This is a genomic window from Flaviramulus multivorans, assembly GCF_021728415.1.
Taxonomy (GTDB): Bacteria; Bacteroidota; Bacteroidia; order Flavobacteriales; family Flavobacteriaceae; genus Sabulilitoribacter; species Sabulilitoribacter multivorans.
Genome location: NZ_JAKKDV010000001.1, coordinates 198,340 through 217,717, shown reverse-complemented (window position 1 = coordinate 217,717; position 19,378 = coordinate 198,340). Strand labels below are relative to the sequence as shown.

Sequence of the window (19,378 nt, the reverse complement as noted above, 5' to 3'; positions counted from 1 at the left end):
TTAGACTGATAAAAAAGGATTGAAAGGTAGAGACATTTATAAAAGAGAAACATTAGTAAAACAATTAGAAGAAAACTCTAATTGGGATGTAATAGTTATTGGTGGTGGTGCATCTGGTTTAGGGGTTGCATTAGATAGTACAACACGAGGATTTAAAACACTTTTATTAGAACAAGTAGATTATGCAAAAGGGACTTCAAGTAGGAGCACTAAACTATTGCATGGCGGAGTACGCTATTTAGCTCAAGGCAATATCGATTTAGTTAAGGAAGCGCTTTATGAAAGAGGTTTGCTGTTAAAAAATGCTTCACATTTGGTAAGCAATCAGTCCTTCATAATTCCAAACTATAAATGGTGGGACGTTATTAAATATACCATCGGGCTCAAAATTTACGATGCTTTGGCTGGAAAATTAAGTTTTGGGAAATCGTTTCGAATTAACAAGAAAGAAACACTTTCAAGGTTAAGTACAATAAAAAATGCGAAACTTAAAGGCGGTGTCGTATATCATGACGGGCAATTTGACGATTCTAGATTGGCTATAAATATTGCACAAACTTCTATAGAACATGGTGCAACGGTTCTAAACCATTTTAAAGTTAAGCAATTACTTAAAAGTGAAAAGGGCATTGTAAACGGGGTAATTGCTGAAGATGCTGAAACCAAAATTGTCTATAATATAAATTGTAAAGTTGTCATTAATGCAACGGGCGTTTTTACCAACGACATTCTAAAAATGGATGATAAGGAAGCTAAAAATTTGGTGCGTCCGAGTCAAGGGATTCATTTAGTTTTAGATAAGTCTTTCTTACCTGGCAATGATGCTATAATGATTCCAAAAACCAACGATGGTAGAGTGTTATTTTTAGTGCCGTGGCATAATAAAATTGTGGTTGGTACAACCGATACCTTGTTAGATAGCCATAGTTTAGAGCCAAAAGCTTTAGATAAAGAAATTGACTTTATTATATCCACTGCAAATAGCTATTTAACAAAAAAAGTGAGTAAAGATGATGTGTTAAGTATTTTTGCAGGTTTACGTCCGTTAGCAGCTCCAAAAGATAAATCTGAAAAAACCAAAGAAATTTCACGAAGTCATAAAATTATCGTTTCAAATTCTGGATTAATTACTATTACTGGTGGTAAATGGACCACCTATCGAAGAATGGCTCAGGACACCATCAATAAGGCTATTTTTTTGGAAAAATTGCCTAATGAAACATGTAAAACTAAGCGTATTTTAATTCACGGTGCCAATGGTTCTAATAATAAACATAATCACTTTGGTATTTATGGAACTGATGGAGAAATCATTCAAAACTTAATAGAAGAATCTTCAGAATTAGGTGATCTTTTACATGAACGCTTGCCTTTTACTAAAGCTGAAGTGATTTGGGCGATTCGTTATGAAATGGCACGAACGGTTGAAGATATTTTAGCTAGACGAGTTCGAACCCTGTTTTTAGATGCTAAGGCAACTTTAGAAATTATTCCTATGGTGGCAAAGATGTTGTCTAAAGAGTTAGGTTGTGATAAATTATGGGAGGAACAACAAATTTCTGAGTTTACAACAATTGCAAATCAATATGTCTTATAAGTACATTTAAAAATAAATCTTATATTTCATTTAACTTTATATCTATGGAAAAATACATACTTGCCTTAGACCAAGGAACCACTAGCTCTCGAGCCATAGTATTCAATAAAAAAGGAAGCATTGTATCGGTTGCTCAAAAAGAGTTTACGCAGTATTTTCCGAAACCAGGTTGGGTAGAGCACGACCCGAATGAAATTTGGTCAACCCAAGCGGGAGTGGCTGCGGAGGCTATAGCAAAAAAAGGATTAAATGTGGAGAACATGGCGGCTATTGGAATTACTAATCAACGTGAAACCGTAGTTGTTTGGGATAAGAAAACAGGCAAACCAGTTTATAATGCTATTGTATGGCAAGATAAAAGAACTTCTGATTATTGTGATGAACTTAAAAAATCAGGTAAAAGCGACTTAATTAGAGAAAAAACGGGCTTGGTTATAGATTCTTATTTTTCGGGAACCAAGGTTAAATGGATTTTAGATAATGTTGAAGGTGCAAGAAAAAAGGCGGAATCAGGAGATTTAATCTTAGGGACTATCGATACTTGGCTAATTTGGAATTTTACAAAAGGTGACCAACACGTGACCGATGTATCTAATGCTTCAAGAACCTTGTTGTTCAACATTAATACAATGGATTGGGATGATGAGCTTTTAGACTTATTTACTATTCCTAAAAGTATGTTACCCAAAGTTAAACAGTCTAGCGAAGTGTATGGTCATACAAAATCTACATTTTACGATGCTAATATTCCAATTTCAGGAATAGCAGGAGATCAACAAGCTGCTTTATTCGGGCAAATGTGTACGAAACCAGGCATGGTTAAAAATACTTATGGTACAGGGTGTTTTATGCTTATGAATATTGGTGATAAACCCATTGTTTCAAAAAATAATTTATTAACTACCGTAGCGTGGAAAATAAATGGCAAAACACAATACGCATTAGAGGGGAGTATCTTTATAGCCGGTGCTGTGGTACAATGGTTGAGAGATAGTTTAAAAATTATTAGAACGTCTGCTGAAGTTGAAAAACTTGCCAGTTCTGTTAAAAGTTCTGATGGTGTTTATTTTGTACCAGCATTTGCTGGGTTAGGTGCTCCACATTGGAATCAGCAAGCTCAAGGAACTATGTTTGGGTTAACAAGAGGAAGTACAGATGCTCATATTGCCCGTGCTGCTCTAGAGTCCATTGCTTACCAAACGATGGATGTATTAAAAGCAATGGAAGCGGATTCAGGAATCTCAATTAAAGAATTGCGAGTAGATGGTGGTGCCACTGTAAATAATATGCTTATGCAATTTCAAGCAGATGTTTTAAATACCGTAACAGTTCGTCCTAAGGTAGTTGAAACTACAGCTATGGGAGCTGCTTTTTTGGCAGGATTGGCTGTTGGTTATTGGGAAAATCCAGAAGAAATTCAAGATATTTGGCAAACAGATATATCATTCAATCCCAAAAAAGAAAGAGATAACATCGAAAAAGAAATCAAAGGGTGGTATAAAGCCATTGACGCGCTTGAATATTGGACTAAAAACTAAGTTAAAACATAAAACTAAGAAATATGACGCCTTTTATTGCAGAAATTATTGGAACAACTTTACTTATTTTATTAGGAGGAGGTGTAGTTGCTAATGTGGTATTAGATAAAACAAAAGGGAATAATAGTGGTTGGATAGTAATTACGACAGGTTGGGCTTTGGCGGTATATGTTGCGGTGGTAGTTGCGGGACCTTACAGTGGTGCTCATATTAATCCAGCAGTAAGTATAGGACTTGCTATTGCTGGTAAATTTCCATGGGAATCGGTGCCTTCTTATATTTTAGCACAAATGATAGGAGCTATGTTGGGCTCTTTTACGATTTGGTTAATGTATAAAGATCATTTTGAAGCAACTGAAGATGGTGAAACAAAAAAAGCAGTGTTTTGTACTGCACCGGCAATAAGGAATACAGTTTCCAATTTGTTTAGTGAGGCAGTGGGGACTTTTGTGTTAATATTTACAATTTTATATTTTACAGATGCCACAATTAATGATTCGCAAACCATAATTGGTTTAGGGTCCTTAGGGGCAATACCTGTTGCTTTTTTAGTTTGGGTTATTGGTCTATCGTTAGGAGGTACAACGGGTTATGCTATTAATCCCGCCCGTGATTTAGGACCTAGAATTACGCATGCACTTTTGCCAATAAAAAATAAAGCATCAAATGATTGGGGTTATTCATGGATTCCTGTTTTGGGACCGATAATTGGAGGAGTATTAGCGGCTTTGTTAATGATGGGATTGTCCTAGACACCCTGTGTTAATGTATAAGAGCTAAAAACACTACTCTATACATTTCAATTTATCCATAAAAAACTCTGGGTAATCAATGTTGGTTAATTCATATGAATCTTCAGTACCTTTAAAAAATATAGATTTTATGGGTGATGCTTTAAGGATATTAATTTGAGAATTAGATATTTTACCTTTAAAATGAAATTCACCGCACTCAAGATTCCATGAATGATAAAGTGTTACAGTTTGGTTGTTTTCAAGCTTAACTTTTATGTATGATCGATTGTTTGATAAATAACTTGCGCAACCTAGATTTACAGATAAATTAAAAAAAATATTTATACTTCTTCCTTGCCTGTACAATTCTATATTTAAATTTTTGCTAATCTGGTATGGATCAGTTCTAATAATCATTTCTCTATAAAATTCATCATAACTATTCATTGTATAATGACAAGTATTTCGAAATTTCATTCTTTTTATATATGCAGGATCTGTCTTCTTCTCCTCTTCTTTTGCAATAGAATCCAGTCGAGCTTGTTCTTTTAATTTAGCAAGTCTTTCATTCTCCAATCTTAGGGCTTCCAGACGTTTGTTTTCGGCTTCTTGGTTGGCTTTGGCAATGGAGTCCAGTCGTGCTTGCTCTTTAAGTTTAGCAAGTCTTTCATTCTCCAATCTTATGGCTTCCAAAAGTTTGTTTTCGGCTTCTTGATTGGCTTTAGCAATGGAGTCCAGTCGTGCTTGTTCTTTTAATTTAGCGAGTCTTTCATTCTCCAGCCTTATGGCTTCCAAACGTTTGTTTTCGGCTTCTTGGTTGGCTTTGGCAATGGAGTCCAGTCGTGCTTGCTCTTTTAATTTAGCAAGCCTTTCATTCTCCAATCTGATAGTTTCCAGACGTTTGTTTTCAGCTTCTTGGTTGGCTTTGGCAATGGAGTCCAGTCGTGCTTGCTCTTTTAATTTAGCGAGTCTTTCATTCTCCAACCTTAGGGCTTCCAGACGATTGTTTTCAGCTTCTTGGTTGGCTTTGGCAATGGAGTCCAGTCGTGCTTGTTCTTTTAATTTAGCAAGCCTTTCATTCTCCAATCTGATAGTTTCCAGACGTTTGTTTTCAGCTTCTTGGTTGGCTTTGGCAATGGAGTCCAGTCGTGCTTGCTCTTTTAATTTAGCAAGCCTTTCATTCTCCAATCTGATAGTTTCCAGACGTTTGTTTTCAGCTTCTTGGTTGGCTTTGGCAATGGAGTCCAGTCGTGCTTGCTCTTTTAATTTAGCGAGTCTTTCATTCTCCAACCTTAGGGCTTCCAGACGATTGTTTTCAGCTTCTTGGTTGGCTTTGGCAATGGAGTCCAGTTGTGCTTGCTCTTTTAATTTAGCAAGCCTTTCATTCTCCAATCTTAGGACTTCCAGACGTTTGTTTTCGGCTTCTTGGTTGGCTTTGGCAATGGAGTCCAGTTGTGCTTGCTCTTTTAATTTAGCAAGCCTTTCATTCTCCAATCTGATAGTTTCCAGACGTTTGTTTTCAGCTTCTTGGTTGGCTTTGGCAATAGAGTCTTGTCTCCTCTTTTGGTTTGCAATATCCTGTCGTTTTTTTAGCCTATTTTCTTTTTCATTAATGGCTTTAATTTTTTGTTTTTCTTCATAGTCAAAATACAAATCCATAATGTCTTCGTTAACAAATAAAAACATGTCCTTTACATACCCTTCCCATTCTTTGTATTTTACTTTGTAAGTATAATTACCAACATAATCAATGACTTCGCAGCGTTCGTCCTCCTTAAATTGAGCTAAAGTTTCGGAAGACTGCTCTTTTTTTTCATATAAAATACCGTCTTGACTAAATTGCGTAGGAATAGCTTTTTCTTGCGAATACAAGTTGCATGTATAAGCAAAAAGCAGAAAAAAATAAAGAACTGCTCTGTAGGTCAATTGCATATGTAATTCGTGACTTATATATTTAAATTATTGAACCAATAAATGTAAATAAATTTTACCATTCAGTAAATTGAGGATTATCATTTAAATAAGTATATAGGCTTTTATTTAAATCGTTAAATAGGGTTTCAATTTGTGAAGGAACATTAATAAAACGTTTTTTAATAGTTCCATTGGCTTTATAAAAATCACTTTCATTTAAATTAATAATATTTTCTTTTGGATTATTAATAGATCCTGTTAGATATGATAATGTAAAAGGTTTAAATATATACTCTTTTTTCTTTAATGTTATCTCAATATCATAGATCATGTTTTTGCACTTGTAATTACTTACACCATAACAAATGGCATTGTATGTAAGACCTTTAATTTTAATTTTGTTTTTGTTACCACTAATTTCAATACCATCACCGTATTTTTCTTTTATCCAATTCACTATTTTTGGATATAAGTCTTTGTCTTTACCTTTGTCTTCTTTTAATTGAACAGAAATACTTTTAGGGCTAAGTCCGTTTATATCATAAACAAAAGATTCAATATCAGAATTTGGATTATTCTTTTGAGTTGAACTAATAGTTTCATTTTGCGAAAACGATAAAAATGAAATAAATAAGGCTACAAGTAGGGTGTATTTTTTCATAATCATTTGGGTTTAGTCTGTAAATTTAATAAAAAAACCGCCAATTGGCGGTTTTTATAATTTACTTAAAAAATAAGTGTTTTATTCTTTTGCTTTCTTTTCAACAGTTTCACCTGCTTTTTTAATAGCATCTTCAGTTGCTTCTGCCGCTTTATCTACAGCATCTACAGCCTCGTCTATTGCTTTACCTGTTTCTTCTAGTGCTCCTTCAGTCGCCTCCGCTGCATTTTCAATCGCTTCTTCCGCAGAATCAGCATTTTTTGTATCTCTACAAGATGTGAAACTTAAACTTAAAGCTAATAATAGAATAGTACTTAATAATAATTTTTTCATCGGTTTTTGTTTTAGTGTTAATTATATTTTAAAAATCAATATCGATTTTTAGTGTGAAATAACTTATATACGAAGATAATTAAGTATTTGGATGACAGCACCTTTATTATTTTCGATAAAAGTCCTATTTTTAATTCCACTATCTAGCCTTTTAGCTTTATTTTCTATAAGTTCTGTTAAAATAAAATCCAGTTCTTTTTGATTAGACACTGAAAACATACCGCCATTATCAATCATTGCTTTAGCTTCGGGAAATTTTTGATGATGGTTTCCAATAATAATAGGAACTCCAAAAATAGCAGGCTCAAGTGTATTATGTAATCCTGTATTCCCCATAGCACCACCTACATAAGCTATGTCGGCATAATTATAAATTTTAGAAAGAATACCAATAGTATCTATTATAAAAACCTGAGCTTTTGACAGTTGATTGTTTTCTTTTTGAGAAAATAAAGCTACTTCAAGATTAATATGGTCTTCAATATTTTTTATTTGTGAAGGTTTAATATTATGAGGTGCTATAATAAACTTTACGTTTTTTGAAGCTTCAGAATTAATAAAATTAATCAGCAAATTTTCATCATCGGGCCATGTGCTTCCTGCAACAATACAAAGTTTGTTATCTTTAAAATCAGCTATGTAATCTAAGGTGTTATCCGTTTTTAACTGACTAAAAACGCGATCAAATCTGGTGTCACCTGATACAGTTACATTATTATAATTTAATGATTGTAAAAGTTTTTTTGATTCTTCATTTTGAGTAAAAATATGTTCAAAAGCAAACAACGCCTTTTTTAATTGTGCCCCGTAGAATTTAAAATAGGATTGATTTTTTCTAAATACTGCAGAAATTAAAATAGCCTTTAAATTCCTATTTTTTAATTCATTTAAAAAATTTGGCCAAATATCATATTTTACAAAAACTGTAAGCTGGGGATTAACGATATTTAAAAACCGTTTAGCATTTTTTTTAGTATCCAACGGGAGATAAACAACAACATCTGCAATGGGCGATTTTTTTCGAATTTCGTATCCTGAGGGTGAAAAGAAACTAAGTACAATTTTACGTCCTTTATAATGATTGCGTAATTCTTTAAAAACAGGCAAACCTTGTTCGTATTCACCTAAAGATGCGCAATGAAACCATAAAGTAGTGTCGCTTTTATTTATGGCTTCGTTTAAAATTTTAAAGGTTTCTTTTCTACCGATAAAACCTTTTTTAATTTTTTCATTAAAAAGCGCCCCACATTTTAATACAATATGGGTAATATAAATTCCTATGGTATAAATAAAATTCAATACTTTAGTTTACGCTAAAATACATTTCTTTGAAATAAATTCATTGGTTAGCGTGTATGAATTTTGTAATTTCGTAACCAATTAAATGCTATTAATGTATTCATTAAAATAAGTCTCCTGTTTTTAAACAAAATTAGACTTTAATTATTTTTAGATGAGGAAAATTCAAATGGTTGACCTGAAAGGTCAGTACAACGATATAAAGGACATTGTAAATCCTTCAATTCAAGAAGTCATAGAAACTACCGCCTTTATAAACGGACCCAAGGTTCATGAATTTCAGAAAAATTTAGAAAAATATTTAGGTGTAAAGCATGTTATTCCTTGTGCAAACGGTACCGATGCTTTGCAAATTGCTATGATGGGTTTAGGTTTAAAACCCGGAGATGAAGTTATTACTGCCGACTTTACTTTTGCTGCGACTGTTGAGGTTATAGCCTTATTGCAACTTGTTCCCGTTTTAGTTGATGTTAATGAAGATGATTTTAATATAAATATTGAAGCAGTAAAAAAAGCCATCACTCCGAAAACGAAAGCCATTGTGCCAGTGCATTTATTTGGTCAATGTGCGAATATGGAAGCCATAATGGACATAGCAAATAAGCATAATTTGTATGTTATTGAAGATAATGCACAAGCAATAGGAGCATCTTATACATATAAAAATGGTAAAAAAGCAAAAGCAGGAACTATAGGCAATGTAGGCGCCACATCATTTTTTCCATCTAAAAATTTAGGGTGTTATGGTGATGGTGGAGCAATTTTCACAAATGATGACGATTTAGCCCATACCATTAGAGGTATTGTTAATCATGGGATGTATGAACGTTATCATCATGATGTGGTTGGTGTAAATTCCAGATTAGATAGTATTCAAGCAGCAGTTTTAAATGCTAAACTCCCACATTTAGATAATTATAATAAGGCACGACAAAATGCCGCTAGAAAATATAATGAAGCATTTAAAGGCATTAAAAATATTATTACTCCTATAACTGTAAATGGTTGTGATGGTATTTGCGATACTTGTGATTGTCATGTATTCCACCAATATACTTTAAAGTTAAAAGGTGTAAATAGAGATGCTTTGGTAAACCATTTGAATGAAAAAGGAATACCATGCGGAGTGTATTACCCAATACCACTTCATAAACAAAAAGCTTATTTAGATGAGCGCTATAATGAAGCAGATTTTACAGTAACTAACCAATTGGTTAAAGAGGTTATTTCGTTACCAATGCATACAGAATTAGATGATGAGCAAATAGAGTTTATTACTTCAACAATTATAAAATTTATAAATGGTTAAAATATTGGTTACCGGCGGGTTAGGATTTATTGGTTCTCATACCGTTGTAGAATTACAAAATGAAGGTTATGAGGTTGTTATTATTGATGACTTATCTAATTCGTCAATAAAAGTTTTAGATGGTATTTCTACAATAACTGGTAAAACACCCATTTTTGAAAAATTAGATTTAAAAGATAAAGCAGGTGTTGAAGCTTTTTTTGCAAAACATAGTGATATAAAAGGTGTGATTCATTTTGCAGCAAGTAAGGCTGTTGGAGAAAGTGTACAAGAACCGCTTTTGTATTACGAAAACAACCTAGCAACTTTAGTTTATGTCCTTAAGGAATTAAAAAAACTACCAGAAGCTAGTTTTATTTTTAGTTCATCATGTACCGTTTATGGACAAGCTGACGAATTACCAATTACTGAAAGTGCACCAGTAAAACAAGCAGAATCACCTTATGGAAATACGAAACAAATAGGAGAAGAAATTATCAGGGATACTTGTAGGGTAACACCAAATTTAAAGGCTATAGCTTTGCGTTATTTTAATCCAGTCGGAGCACATGAGTCTGGAAACATTGGGGAGTTACCCATTGGAGTGCCTCAAAATTTAGTACCATTTATAACGCAAACAGCTATTGGTTTACGCAAACAGTTATCAGTTTTTGGTGATGATTATCCAACAACAGATGGTACTTGTATTCGTGACTATATTCACGTTGTAGATTTAGCTAAAGCTCATGTAGTAGCTTTAGAGCGTTTACTTAAAAACAAGAATAAAGGCAATTACGAAACGTTTAATTTGGGAACTGGAACTGGGAGTTCAGTACTAGAGGTTGTTAAAGCTTTTGAGCGTGTTTCGGGTGAAAAATTGAATTATAAAATTGTTGGGAGAAGAGAAGGTGATATCATATCTGCATACGCAGATACTAGAAAGGCTAATAATGAATTGGGCTGGAAAACTAAATTAACATTAGATGATGCTATGCGTTCAGCTTGGAAATGGGAGCAGAAAGTAAGAGCTAGTGAATAATAATTTGATTAAAACATTTTATAATAAAGGTTGCTAAAATTTAGCAACCTTTATTGTTTGAACAAAAAGATGTATTTAAAGTAAATTATTATCGGGTATTACCTTTTTAAGATAGTTTTAAGAATATTGACAATGTAAATTTATAAATTCAATTAATGATTATTTAATGCTTCAACCTTTATAAAGTCTTAACATTTCACCAGCCAAAACAAAATATTAGATGCCTAATCAATCAAAAAAATATTTTTTTGTTTTTTTTCTGTGTGTTTTCACAATTAAGTTATTCGCTATTCCAGAACTCCCCAGTTTTTTAAGACAGTCTAAAATTGATAGTTTAATTCAGGAAAAAAGCATTAATAATGATATGACACAGCTTGAATTGTTAGTTTTATATCATAATGCTTGGATTGAAAAACACCCTGATTCTATAAATATTTTTAAAAAATTAGCATTGCTTAATGCGGAATTAGAGCAACCTAATGACGCTTATATTTTTACTGAAAAGTATATAAACAACACGTTAGATTTTACTGTGCTTGATGATAAATCGTTTGATTCTATTAACGGTACTGAAGAATACGAAATACTGGAACGTAAGTACATGTTTAAGTTTAATTTTTTAATGTTCTTATATATCTATGTTGCGTTGATAGGGTTTTTCTTCGCCATTATTATAAATTTTAATAAAAAAGCGAACAAATACTCTAAAATATTTATTGGATGTTTTGTTTTTGCACATTCACTTTTTATACTTGAGTTCGTACTTTATATATCTAACTATAGATTAAGGTTACCTCATACATATTTAATGTCATCAATTTTTGCTCTATTATATGGCCCTCTATTGTATTTCTATTTTAAGAGTGTCATTAAAAGTCATCAATTTAGAAAAATCGATCTATTGCATTTTTTGCCAACATTAGGATTGATACTTTTTTTATATCCAATCTATTCTTTGCCATATTCTGATAAAACAGAAATTATCTTAAAAATAAATACCGAGTTTATTAATCATGTAAGAATGATTTTTATTGCTAAAATAATTTCGCTGATTGTTTATGCTAGTTTAATTGGGAAAATGTTGTTGAACCAAAAAGTTGAAAACAACTTTTTAATTAAAAATCCATCCATCAATAAATGGATGAATACATTATTTAAGATTCATGTCGCTTATGTAGTTGCATACATAGTTTATAGTGTAGCAGTAAATTTTGAAATAGGTGATTTCTCAAGATTTATTTATTATACTCAAGTAGGAATTATGTCTTTAATGGTAATATACATTGCTTATATGGCCTATGTGCAGCCTAATGTATTTAATAATGAATATGTGTTATCACGGGATGGACTTTTCTTTGAGAAATATAAAAAATCAGGACTTACAGAAGCTTTATCGAGTGAACTAAGAGAAAATCTAGTTAAGTTATTGGTTGAAGACAAAATATATAAAGAGAGTAACATAAGTCTCGAAATATTGTCAAATAAATTAAATACAACACGACACAATACTTCGCAAATAATTAATGAGCATTTTGACATGAATTTTTTCGAACTCATAAATAAATTCAGGATTAAAGAAGCTGTTAAAATGTTACAAGAAGATACACATGGAAGTTTAAATATTATCGATATTGCTTATGAAGTTGGCTATAATAATAAAGTTACCTTTAATAAAGCATTTAAAAAAGAAACTTCAGTAACACCTTCTGAGTTTATTAATTCTCAATTAAAAAATACATAAGCAAGTAAATTTCCAGTAAACTTTTGTCGGTTAAGTAAACTATTATAGGTTTTAACTTTAATTACCCACTATATCTGTTTTTTTACTATTGCAATTGTAGAAAGGTAAGGCGGTTAAAGAGCTTTACTTAAATTTTATAGATTTCATTAAACTTTGTTTTTATCAGTAAAGTATAATTTTTTTGAATTAGTCACTTAAAAAAACTTTACTGCCTTCCTTTTTTCAATCTGCATAGACTAATTCAAAAAACATTTAAATTTATGAAATTAAAAAACTACTATTCTTTGTTAGTGTTTTTGGTGTTTGGTATAACATCAGCACTAGCACAAGAAAAAACGGTATCTGGAACGGTTTCAGATACTGGCGGGTTACCTTTACCAGGAGCATCAGTAATTATTAAAGGAACAACAACGGGTGTTTCGGCTGATTTTGATGGTAATTACTCAATTCAAGCTAGCCAAGGGCAAACTCTTGTTTTTAGTTTTGTTGGTTATGCTAACCAAGAAATTATTGTAGGTTCATCCAATACAATCGATGCTAGGCTACAAGAAGACACACAAGCTCTGGATGAGGTTGTAGTTGTTGCCTATGGTACAACAACCAAAGAAGCCTTTACAGGTTCTGCTGAAGTTGTTCAATCAGAAAGTTTAGAATTAAGATCGTTAACATCGCCCATTGCTGCTCTTGAGGGTAACGTTACTGGTGTTCAATTTCTTTCGGCTTCAGGACAACCAGGATCATCTCCCGGTGTTGTAATTAGAGGTGTAGGGACTTTAAATGGTAGTAGTTCTCCACTTATCATTGTAGATGGTATTGATTTTCAAGGAGGTCTTAATACTATAAATCAAGATGACATTCAATCGTTAACTGTCCTAAAAGACGCAGCCTCAACCTCTCTTTATGGTTCTCGTGCTGCAAACGGTGTAATTATAATTACTACAAAAAAAGGAAAAAAAGGTTCTGGTATTTCAGTTAATGCAACAAGCCAGTTTGGAGTAATCACAAAAGGCATTGATGAATACGATGCGGCCAGCCCGTCAGAATATTATGAACTCATGTGGCAGGCGTATAAGAACTCTCCTGGTCCTCAAGCTACCGCAAACCCCGCAGCTGAGGCTTCGGCAACTCTTTTTGATCGTTTGGGTAGAAACCCTTTTAATGTACCCAATGACCAAATTGTTGGAGTTGATGGAAAAATTAACCCAAATGCACAACTTATAGCGGAGGATTTGGATTGGTACGATGCGTTAGAAAGAACTGGAAGTAGACAGAGTCATTCTGTAAATGTTGCTGGAGGCGGAGATAACCATAATATATTTTTCTCAGCTTCAGATTTGCAGGAAAAAGGATATGTTATTGAAAGTGATTATAAAAGAACCACAGGCCGTTTAAACGCAAATTTTGATCCAACGAAGTGGCTGTCTTTAGGCGGTAGCGCTAATTTTACAGATGAAAAAACAGAAGGCGCTCCGTTAAGAGGCACTTTTGCAGGTAACGTTTTTGCGTTTGCTAAAGATATGGGGTCTATTTACTCTCCTTTTTTATTGGATCCAAATACAGGTCAAATTATTAGAGATGAAGGGGGTAATGCACTTTGGGATAGAGGTGAAGGTAATCCAGGGTTAGGAATTCAATCAAGACCTACGAATATTGGACGTAACGCTTTGGAAGAAGCTATTTTAAATAACGAGCTAACAAAAAGAAAAAACTATGGTTACCGATTTAATACTGATCTTACCATAGTAGAAGGTTTAAAAGTTAGTTTAATATATGGACAGGATATTCAAACTAGTATTAATCAGAGTTATGAAAATCCTATTGTAGGTGATGGTCAACCAAATGGTAGGCTTGATCAAGTTAGTTTTACACGAACCGTTGAAAATTTTAACCAATTAATTAATTACACTAAATCTTTTGGCGATCATAATGTTGATTTAACCTTAGGTCACGAAAATTTTTATAGAATTTTTCAAAGACAAAGAACATTTAAAGAAACTGAAACGGCTTCAGGAATTTATGAATTAGATAACTTTTCTGTAATACTGGCTGGTGATGGTAGTAGAACAGATTATAAGCTTGAAGGGTATTTTGCAAGGCTTAATTATAACTTCGCTAATAAGTATTATTTAAGCGGATCTGTTAGAAGAGATGGTTCTTCAATCTTTACCAATAATAAGTGGGGTACATTCTACTCCGTTGGAGGTTCTTGGAGAATCAGTCAAGAAAATTTCATGAAAGATGTCTCTTTTATAAATAATCTAAAATTAAGAGGCTCATATGGACAAGTAGGAAATGACTTTTTATTCCAAGATAGTTCAATAGCTAATCCTGTTAGGGATTACTATATCTCACAGGCTTTATATGGTATACTTCCAAATGCCGGTGCTCCCGGTGTTTTTTGGAGTTCTACAGGTAATGCAGACTTACGTTGGGAGAACTCTGAAAGTTGGGATGTTGCTTTAGAATTTGGATTATTCAATAATCGCTTATCGGGTTCTTTTGAGTTTTATAAAAAGACGTCAACGGATCTTTTATATAATGTTCCTTTAAGACTTAGTGTTGGACAAAATCAAGGGCCAGCAAACATTGGAGACATGTACAATCAAGGTTTTGAACTTGGTTTAAATGCACGTATTATCCAATCCGATAATTTCTCATGGGATTTAGGCTTACAAGCGTCAACCCTAGAAAATAAAATTACATTCCTACCAGAACCATTTGTAATAGGCTCTAAGCGCTGGGAAACAGGACGCTCAAGGTATGATTTTTATATTTATCATTTTGCAGGTGTAGACCCTAGTAATGGAGATGCTCTGTACTATATGTATGAAGAGGATGATGATGGGAATGTAGGTATTCCGGTATTAAATGCTAATGGTACTCATGCCACATCAAACAATTTTCAAGATGCTGGTAAAGGCTATATCAACACAAACACGGTTCCAGATGTTATAGGGTCTATAAATAATAGCATCAGTTATAAAAACTTTGATCTTAGTTTCTTATTTACTTACCAAATAGGTGGGAAAATATTAGACTACGGTTATGCTGATATGATGCATGAAGGCGATTATGGGGCTTCTTTACATCCCGATGCTTTGAATGCTTGGAAAGAACCAGGAGATATAACAAATGTGCCTCGTTTAGAAAATGGAAACCAAAATTTATCAGTAAGACTCTCATCAAGATGGTTGACAGATTCTGATTTTTTAGCACTTAGAAATGTGAATTTGGCATACAATTTAAGTGACCAAGTCACTGAAAAAATTGGAGTTAATAAATTGAGGTTATTCGTTTCTGGCGAAAACTTATTTATGTGGGCAAAAAGAACTGGTTTAGACCCGCAATACAACCTTTCAGGTACGCCTGCAGGTAATGATTACAATCCAAATAGAGTCATCTCTGTTGGTGTTAATGTTGGTTTTTAAAAAATAAATTATGAAAAATAAAATATTAAATAAAATGACTCGAAAAATTTATATGCTATTATTGACGATGTCATTGATAGTGACGTACAGTTGTACGGAAACGTATCTGGATACGGCACCTACTGATTCGATTTCAGAGGTAGCTGCGTTTTCTAATCCTGATAATATGGAACTTGTGATAAACGGCCTGCATAGACAAATGTATGCCTCAGTACTGAATGGAGGTGGTACTCCAAACGGTGAGAGCTATTTTATGCCAGCTTTAGATTTTATATCTGGAGAAGTTATCCATACAGGTCCTGGTTTTAATTGGATGAAAGGAGAAGCACGATGGCTTTCACACACTAATGCAAATTCTACGGTGAGTTTTGATTTTTGGTATCAACGTTATCACTTTATAGCAACAACAAATGCTCTAATAAATAATGTTGCATCAAAAGACTTTACGGTTACACCACAACTAAATAGTATATTAGGTCAAGCGCACGCTTATCGAGCATGGTCTTACTGGAGATTGGTAACAACTTTCTCTAAAGGATATCTTATAGGTAATCCTTCAACAGACCCAGGTGTGCCTATTACAAATGGTTTGAGTCTTACTGAAGGCGCTCCTCGTGGAACGGTTGAACAGGTATATAATCAAATAGAAACTGATATAGATGCTGCTATTGGGTATTTAACCAATGCCAGTGCACCGCCAAATAAGTCATACATATCATTAAATGCAGCCTATGGAATTAAAGCGCGGATTGCTTTGTCTAAAGGTGATTGGGCAGCTGCAGCAACAAATGCTGCACTTGCAAGAAATGGATTTCCTCTATTTAATGAAGCAGAATGGCATGCTGGATTTAACTCGGTAGATCAATCTGAAGTTATATGGGCAAGTCGTATTATTGATACGGAATCAAATTTCTTTGCATCGTATTTTTACTATATTTCTTTTATGTTTAACGGCGGTGAGTGTAGAGGTAACAATAAGATAATAAATATAGAATTATACAATCAAATTCCAGCTACTGATCATAGAAATAAAGCATGGTTACCAATGGCACCAAATACAAACTCTGCTGCTTACAACGGTCAAGGAGGAAGTTATTTAACAGATCCAAATTACAATGATGCCGCATCATTTAATGCCGCAAAGGCTGCTATTATAGCACAATATGGAGCTACTCCTGCTCATAATACACACCCTTACATGAATGTTAAATTCAAACAATCTAGACCAGGGACTAATAATCCTGATGATGTAATTTATATGCGTTCATCTGAGATGGTTTTAATTGAAGCGGAAGCAAAAGCGATGATGAATGATATATCTGGTGCTCAAGATGCTCTTGATATCCTAGGGTCTTCTAGAGATACTGCTTTTGATAAAACTGCTTTTGGAACTCAACAGGCACTGATGGATCAAATTAAGTTTCAAAGACGTGTAGAGTTGTGGGGAGAAGGTTTTGGCTATCATGATAAAATTAGATGGGACGAAGGTATAGATCAGACTAATTCTGGCGCTTCCTTGGTAATATATGGTGATGCGTTTATACAGGAAAGACCTTCAGTAAATGATGATTGGATATTTAAAATTCCACAGCAAGAAATTGATTCGAATCCGCTTATAACGGAAGCTGATCAAAACTAGATATTTAATTAAATAAAATTATAAATTATGAAAAAAATAGTAAATATCTTTTTGATATTGTTCTCAATAGTCTTGTTCCAAAATTGTGAAGAAGATCAATTTCAATCTTCACTTGAATATGTGACATTTGGAGCCACTACATATTCAACTATCGTTGATGTGGGTGGTTCCCAGAATTTTGAAGTGGTGGTTTATACCTCTCAGAACGTTGGTTCTGATACGTCTTTTACTGTATCGGTTGATGATAGCTCTAATGCAGATCCAGGGTCCTATGTTGTCCCTAATTCAGTAACCGTACCTGCTGGCTCCAATATTGGTATTCTTTCCGTGACTTTATCAGATGTCAACCTTGGTATAGGCGTAAACCAACTTGTTATTGCGTTCGACGGTGTTGGGGCATTTGCCGCTGGTGGCACAACTACAATCGAGTACATCCAAAAGTGTACTGAGGTTACCGGAACACTTGATTTTGTTTTTGACGGATACGGAAGTGAAGTAGGATGGAATATCAAGGACTCTTTGGGTGGTACTGTTGCTTCAGGAGGTGGATACTCCGACGGGCAAGCAACCGCTTCAGAAAACATTACCCTTTGTGCAGGCAGGGATTATACCCTTACCATCACGGATAGCTTTGGGGATGGTTTGAGCTTCCCTGCTGACGGAACATATACACTAACTATTGGTGGCGGTGTAAAAGCTAGTGGCGGTGGAGACTATGGCTCCAGTGAAACGACGGAATTTGATACTAAATAGTATTTTAAAGGATTTATTAAAACAGAAAAGAGTTGCAATTTGCAGCTCTTTTCTGTTTTAATAAATTACATTAAATTTTTAATTAAAACCGATAAAATATTAATTGTATATTTAAATCGAACAAAATTATTGAATATGAAAAAGTTATTTTATTTTCTTCTTTTTATTGGATACACTGCCATTTCTCAGAACACTTACATGCACTGTGGAAAATTAGTAGATACTAAGAATGGTAATGTATTAACGAATCAAACTATTGTTGTTTCAGAGAATAAAATTTTATTAGTAGAAAATGGATTTCTTCAACCTGAAAATGAAGCCGATATAATTATCGACTTAAAAGACAAAACTGTTTTACCAGGTTTAATAGATATGCATGTGCATTTAGAACAAGAATCGAATCCTAAAAAATATTTAGAAAGATTTACGGACAATGAAGCCGATGTGGCTTTTAAATCCACCGTTTTTGCAAAAGCAACATTAATGGCGGGATTTACTACAGTTAGGGATTTAGGTGGATCGGGAGTTAATATTTCTTTGCGAAATGCTATAAATAGAGGAGATGTGATAGGACCTCGAATTTTTACCGCTGGAAAATCTATTGCGACCACAGGAGGACATGCAGACCCAACTAACGGAATGAAAAAAGAGTTAATGGGTGATCCAGGTCCTAAAGAAGGTGTTGTTAATGGTATTGAAGATGCCAGAAAAGCGGTAAGACAACGTTACAAAGATGGTGCTGATGTGATTAAAATCACTGCTACTGGTGGTGTTTTAAGCGTTGCAAAAAGTGGTCAAAACCCACAATTTACACTTGAGGAAATTGAAGAAATATGTAAAACAGCTAAAGATTATGGAATGACCATTGCAGCTCATGCTCATGGTGATGAAGGTATGAAACGAGCTGTAATCGGTGGTGTTACAACCATTGAGCATGGAACTTTGATGAGTGATGAAACCATGGAATTAATGAAGAAACATGGAACTTACTATGTACCAACCATTACCGCAGGGAAAGAGGTTGCCGAAAAAGCCAAGATAAAAGGTTTTTATCCAGAGTTAGTCGTGCCAAAAGCATTGGAAATAGGACCTAAAATTCAAGAAACTTTTGCTAAGGCCTATAAAAAAGGGGTTAAAATTGCCTTTGGAACAGATGCTGGTGTTTTTAAACACGGAGAAAACGGTAAAGAGTTTGGCTATATGGTTGAAGTGGGAATGCCTGCTATGGAAGCTATTCAAACGGCCACGATAATAAGTGCGAAAATCTTAAATGCTGAGAATGAATTGGGAGAAATAAAAGTAGGTTTTATAGCCGATATTATAGCTGTAAACGACAACCCGATAGAAAACATAAAAACTTTAGAGGATGTTATTTTTGTAATGAAAGAAGGTGTTGTCTATAAGCGTAATTAAT

At 33.7% G+C, this 19,378-nt stretch carries 14 protein-coding genes; 10 read left to right on the top strand and 4 right to left on the bottom strand.

All coding sequences use genetic code 11. The features are described from left to right. Positions 1-19: 19 nt before the first annotated feature. Genes L3X39_RS00980 through L3X39_RS00970 form a run of 3 tightly spaced genes read left to right on the top strand, consistent with a single transcriptional unit; the run spans position 20 to position 3,887 of the window. Positions 20-1,597: a glycerol-3-phosphate dehydrogenase/oxidase gene (locus L3X39_RS00980; RefSeq protein ID WP_237229505.1), complete on the top strand. Its 1,578-nt coding sequence runs from the start codon at positions 20-22 to the stop codon at positions 1,595-1,597. A 44-nt stretch (positions 1,598-1,641) separates the two neighbouring features. Continuing rightward, on the top strand, positions 1,642-3,135 hold the full coding sequence (gene glpK / locus L3X39_RS00975) for a glycerol kinase GlpK (RefSeq protein WP_237229504.1): 1,494 nt from the start codon (positions 1,642-1,644) through the stop codon (positions 3,133-3,135). A 23-nt stretch (positions 3,136-3,158) separates the two neighbouring features. Beyond that, positions 3,159-3,887, top strand: a complete 729-nt coding sequence (locus L3X39_RS00970) for an MIP/aquaporin family protein (protein ID WP_237229503.1) — start codon at positions 3,159-3,161, stop codon at positions 3,885-3,887. Between the two features lie 33 nt (positions 3,888-3,920). Here L3X39_RS00970 and L3X39_RS00965 read toward each other — a convergent pair whose 3' ends face one another. The 4 genes from L3X39_RS00965 to L3X39_RS00950 form a co-directional block, all read right to left on the bottom strand. Next, the gene (locus L3X39_RS00965) at positions 3,921-5,801 is read right to left on the bottom strand and encodes a coiled-coil domain-containing protein (protein ID WP_237229502.1); all 1,881 of its coding nucleotides are present in this window, start codon (positions 5,799-5,801) and stop codon (positions 3,921-3,923) included. Between the two features lie 55 nt (positions 5,802-5,856). Further along, positions 5,857-6,444 (bottom strand): hypothetical protein, encoded by a 588-nt coding sequence (locus L3X39_RS00960; protein ID WP_237229501.1) that lies wholly within the window; start codon positions 6,442-6,444, stop codon positions 5,857-5,859. 81 nt (positions 6,445-6,525) lie between these two features. Further along, positions 6,526-6,777 carry a hypothetical protein gene (locus L3X39_RS00955; RefSeq protein WP_237229500.1) on the bottom strand — a complete coding sequence of 84 codons (252 nt, stop codon included), beginning with the start codon at positions 6,775-6,777 and terminating at the stop codon, positions 6,526-6,528. Between the two features lie 63 nt (positions 6,778-6,840). Continuing rightward, positions 6,841-8,076, bottom strand: coding sequence for a 3-deoxy-D-manno-octulosonic acid transferase (locus L3X39_RS00950; RefSeq protein ID WP_237229499.1), 1,236 nt, complete (start codon positions 8,074-8,076; stop codon positions 6,841-6,843). Positions 8,077-8,230: 154 nt separating this feature from the next. On the opposite strand from L3X39_RS00950, the gene L3X39_RS00945 reads away from it, so the two are divergent. From L3X39_RS00945 to L3X39_RS00915, 7 genes are all read left to right on the top strand, one after another. Beyond that, a complete protein-coding gene (locus L3X39_RS00945) occupies positions 8,231-9,385 on the top strand; it encodes a DegT/DnrJ/EryC1/StrS family aminotransferase (RefSeq protein WP_237229498.1) in 1,155 nt (384 codons plus the stop codon). Then, on the top strand, positions 9,378-10,403 hold the full coding sequence (galE, locus tag L3X39_RS00940; RefSeq protein ID WP_237229497.1) for a UDP-glucose 4-epimerase GalE: 1,026 nt from the start codon (positions 9,378-9,380) through the stop codon (positions 10,401-10,403). The genes L3X39_RS00945 and galE overlap by 8 nt, the downstream gene beginning before the upstream one ends. A gap of 220 nt (positions 10,404-10,623) precedes the next feature. Further along, positions 10,624-12,144: a helix-turn-helix domain-containing protein gene (locus L3X39_RS00935; protein WP_237229496.1), complete on the top strand. Its 1,521-nt coding sequence runs from the start codon at positions 10,624-10,626 to the stop codon at positions 12,142-12,144. A gap of 260 nt (positions 12,145-12,404) precedes the next feature. Next, positions 12,405-15,572, top strand: coding sequence for a SusC/RagA family TonB-linked outer membrane protein (locus L3X39_RS00930; RefSeq protein WP_237229495.1), 3,168 nt, complete (start codon positions 12,405-12,407; stop codon positions 15,570-15,572). Positions 15,573-15,582: 10 nt separating this feature from the next. After that, the gene (locus L3X39_RS00925) at positions 15,583-17,211 is read left to right on the top strand and encodes a RagB/SusD family nutrient uptake outer membrane protein (protein WP_369411598.1); all 1,629 of its coding nucleotides are present in this window, start codon (positions 15,583-15,585) and stop codon (positions 17,209-17,211) included. 51 nt (positions 17,212-17,262) lie between these two features. Further along, on the top strand, positions 17,263-17,964 hold the full coding sequence (locus L3X39_RS00920) for a hypothetical protein (protein WP_237229494.1): 702 nt from the start codon (positions 17,263-17,265) through the stop codon (positions 17,962-17,964). A 135-nt stretch (positions 17,965-18,099) separates the two neighbouring features. After that, a complete protein-coding gene (locus L3X39_RS00915) occupies positions 18,100-19,377 on the top strand; it encodes a metal-dependent hydrolase family protein (RefSeq protein WP_237229493.1) in 1,278 nt (425 codons plus the stop codon). Position 19,378: the final 1 nt, after the last annotated feature.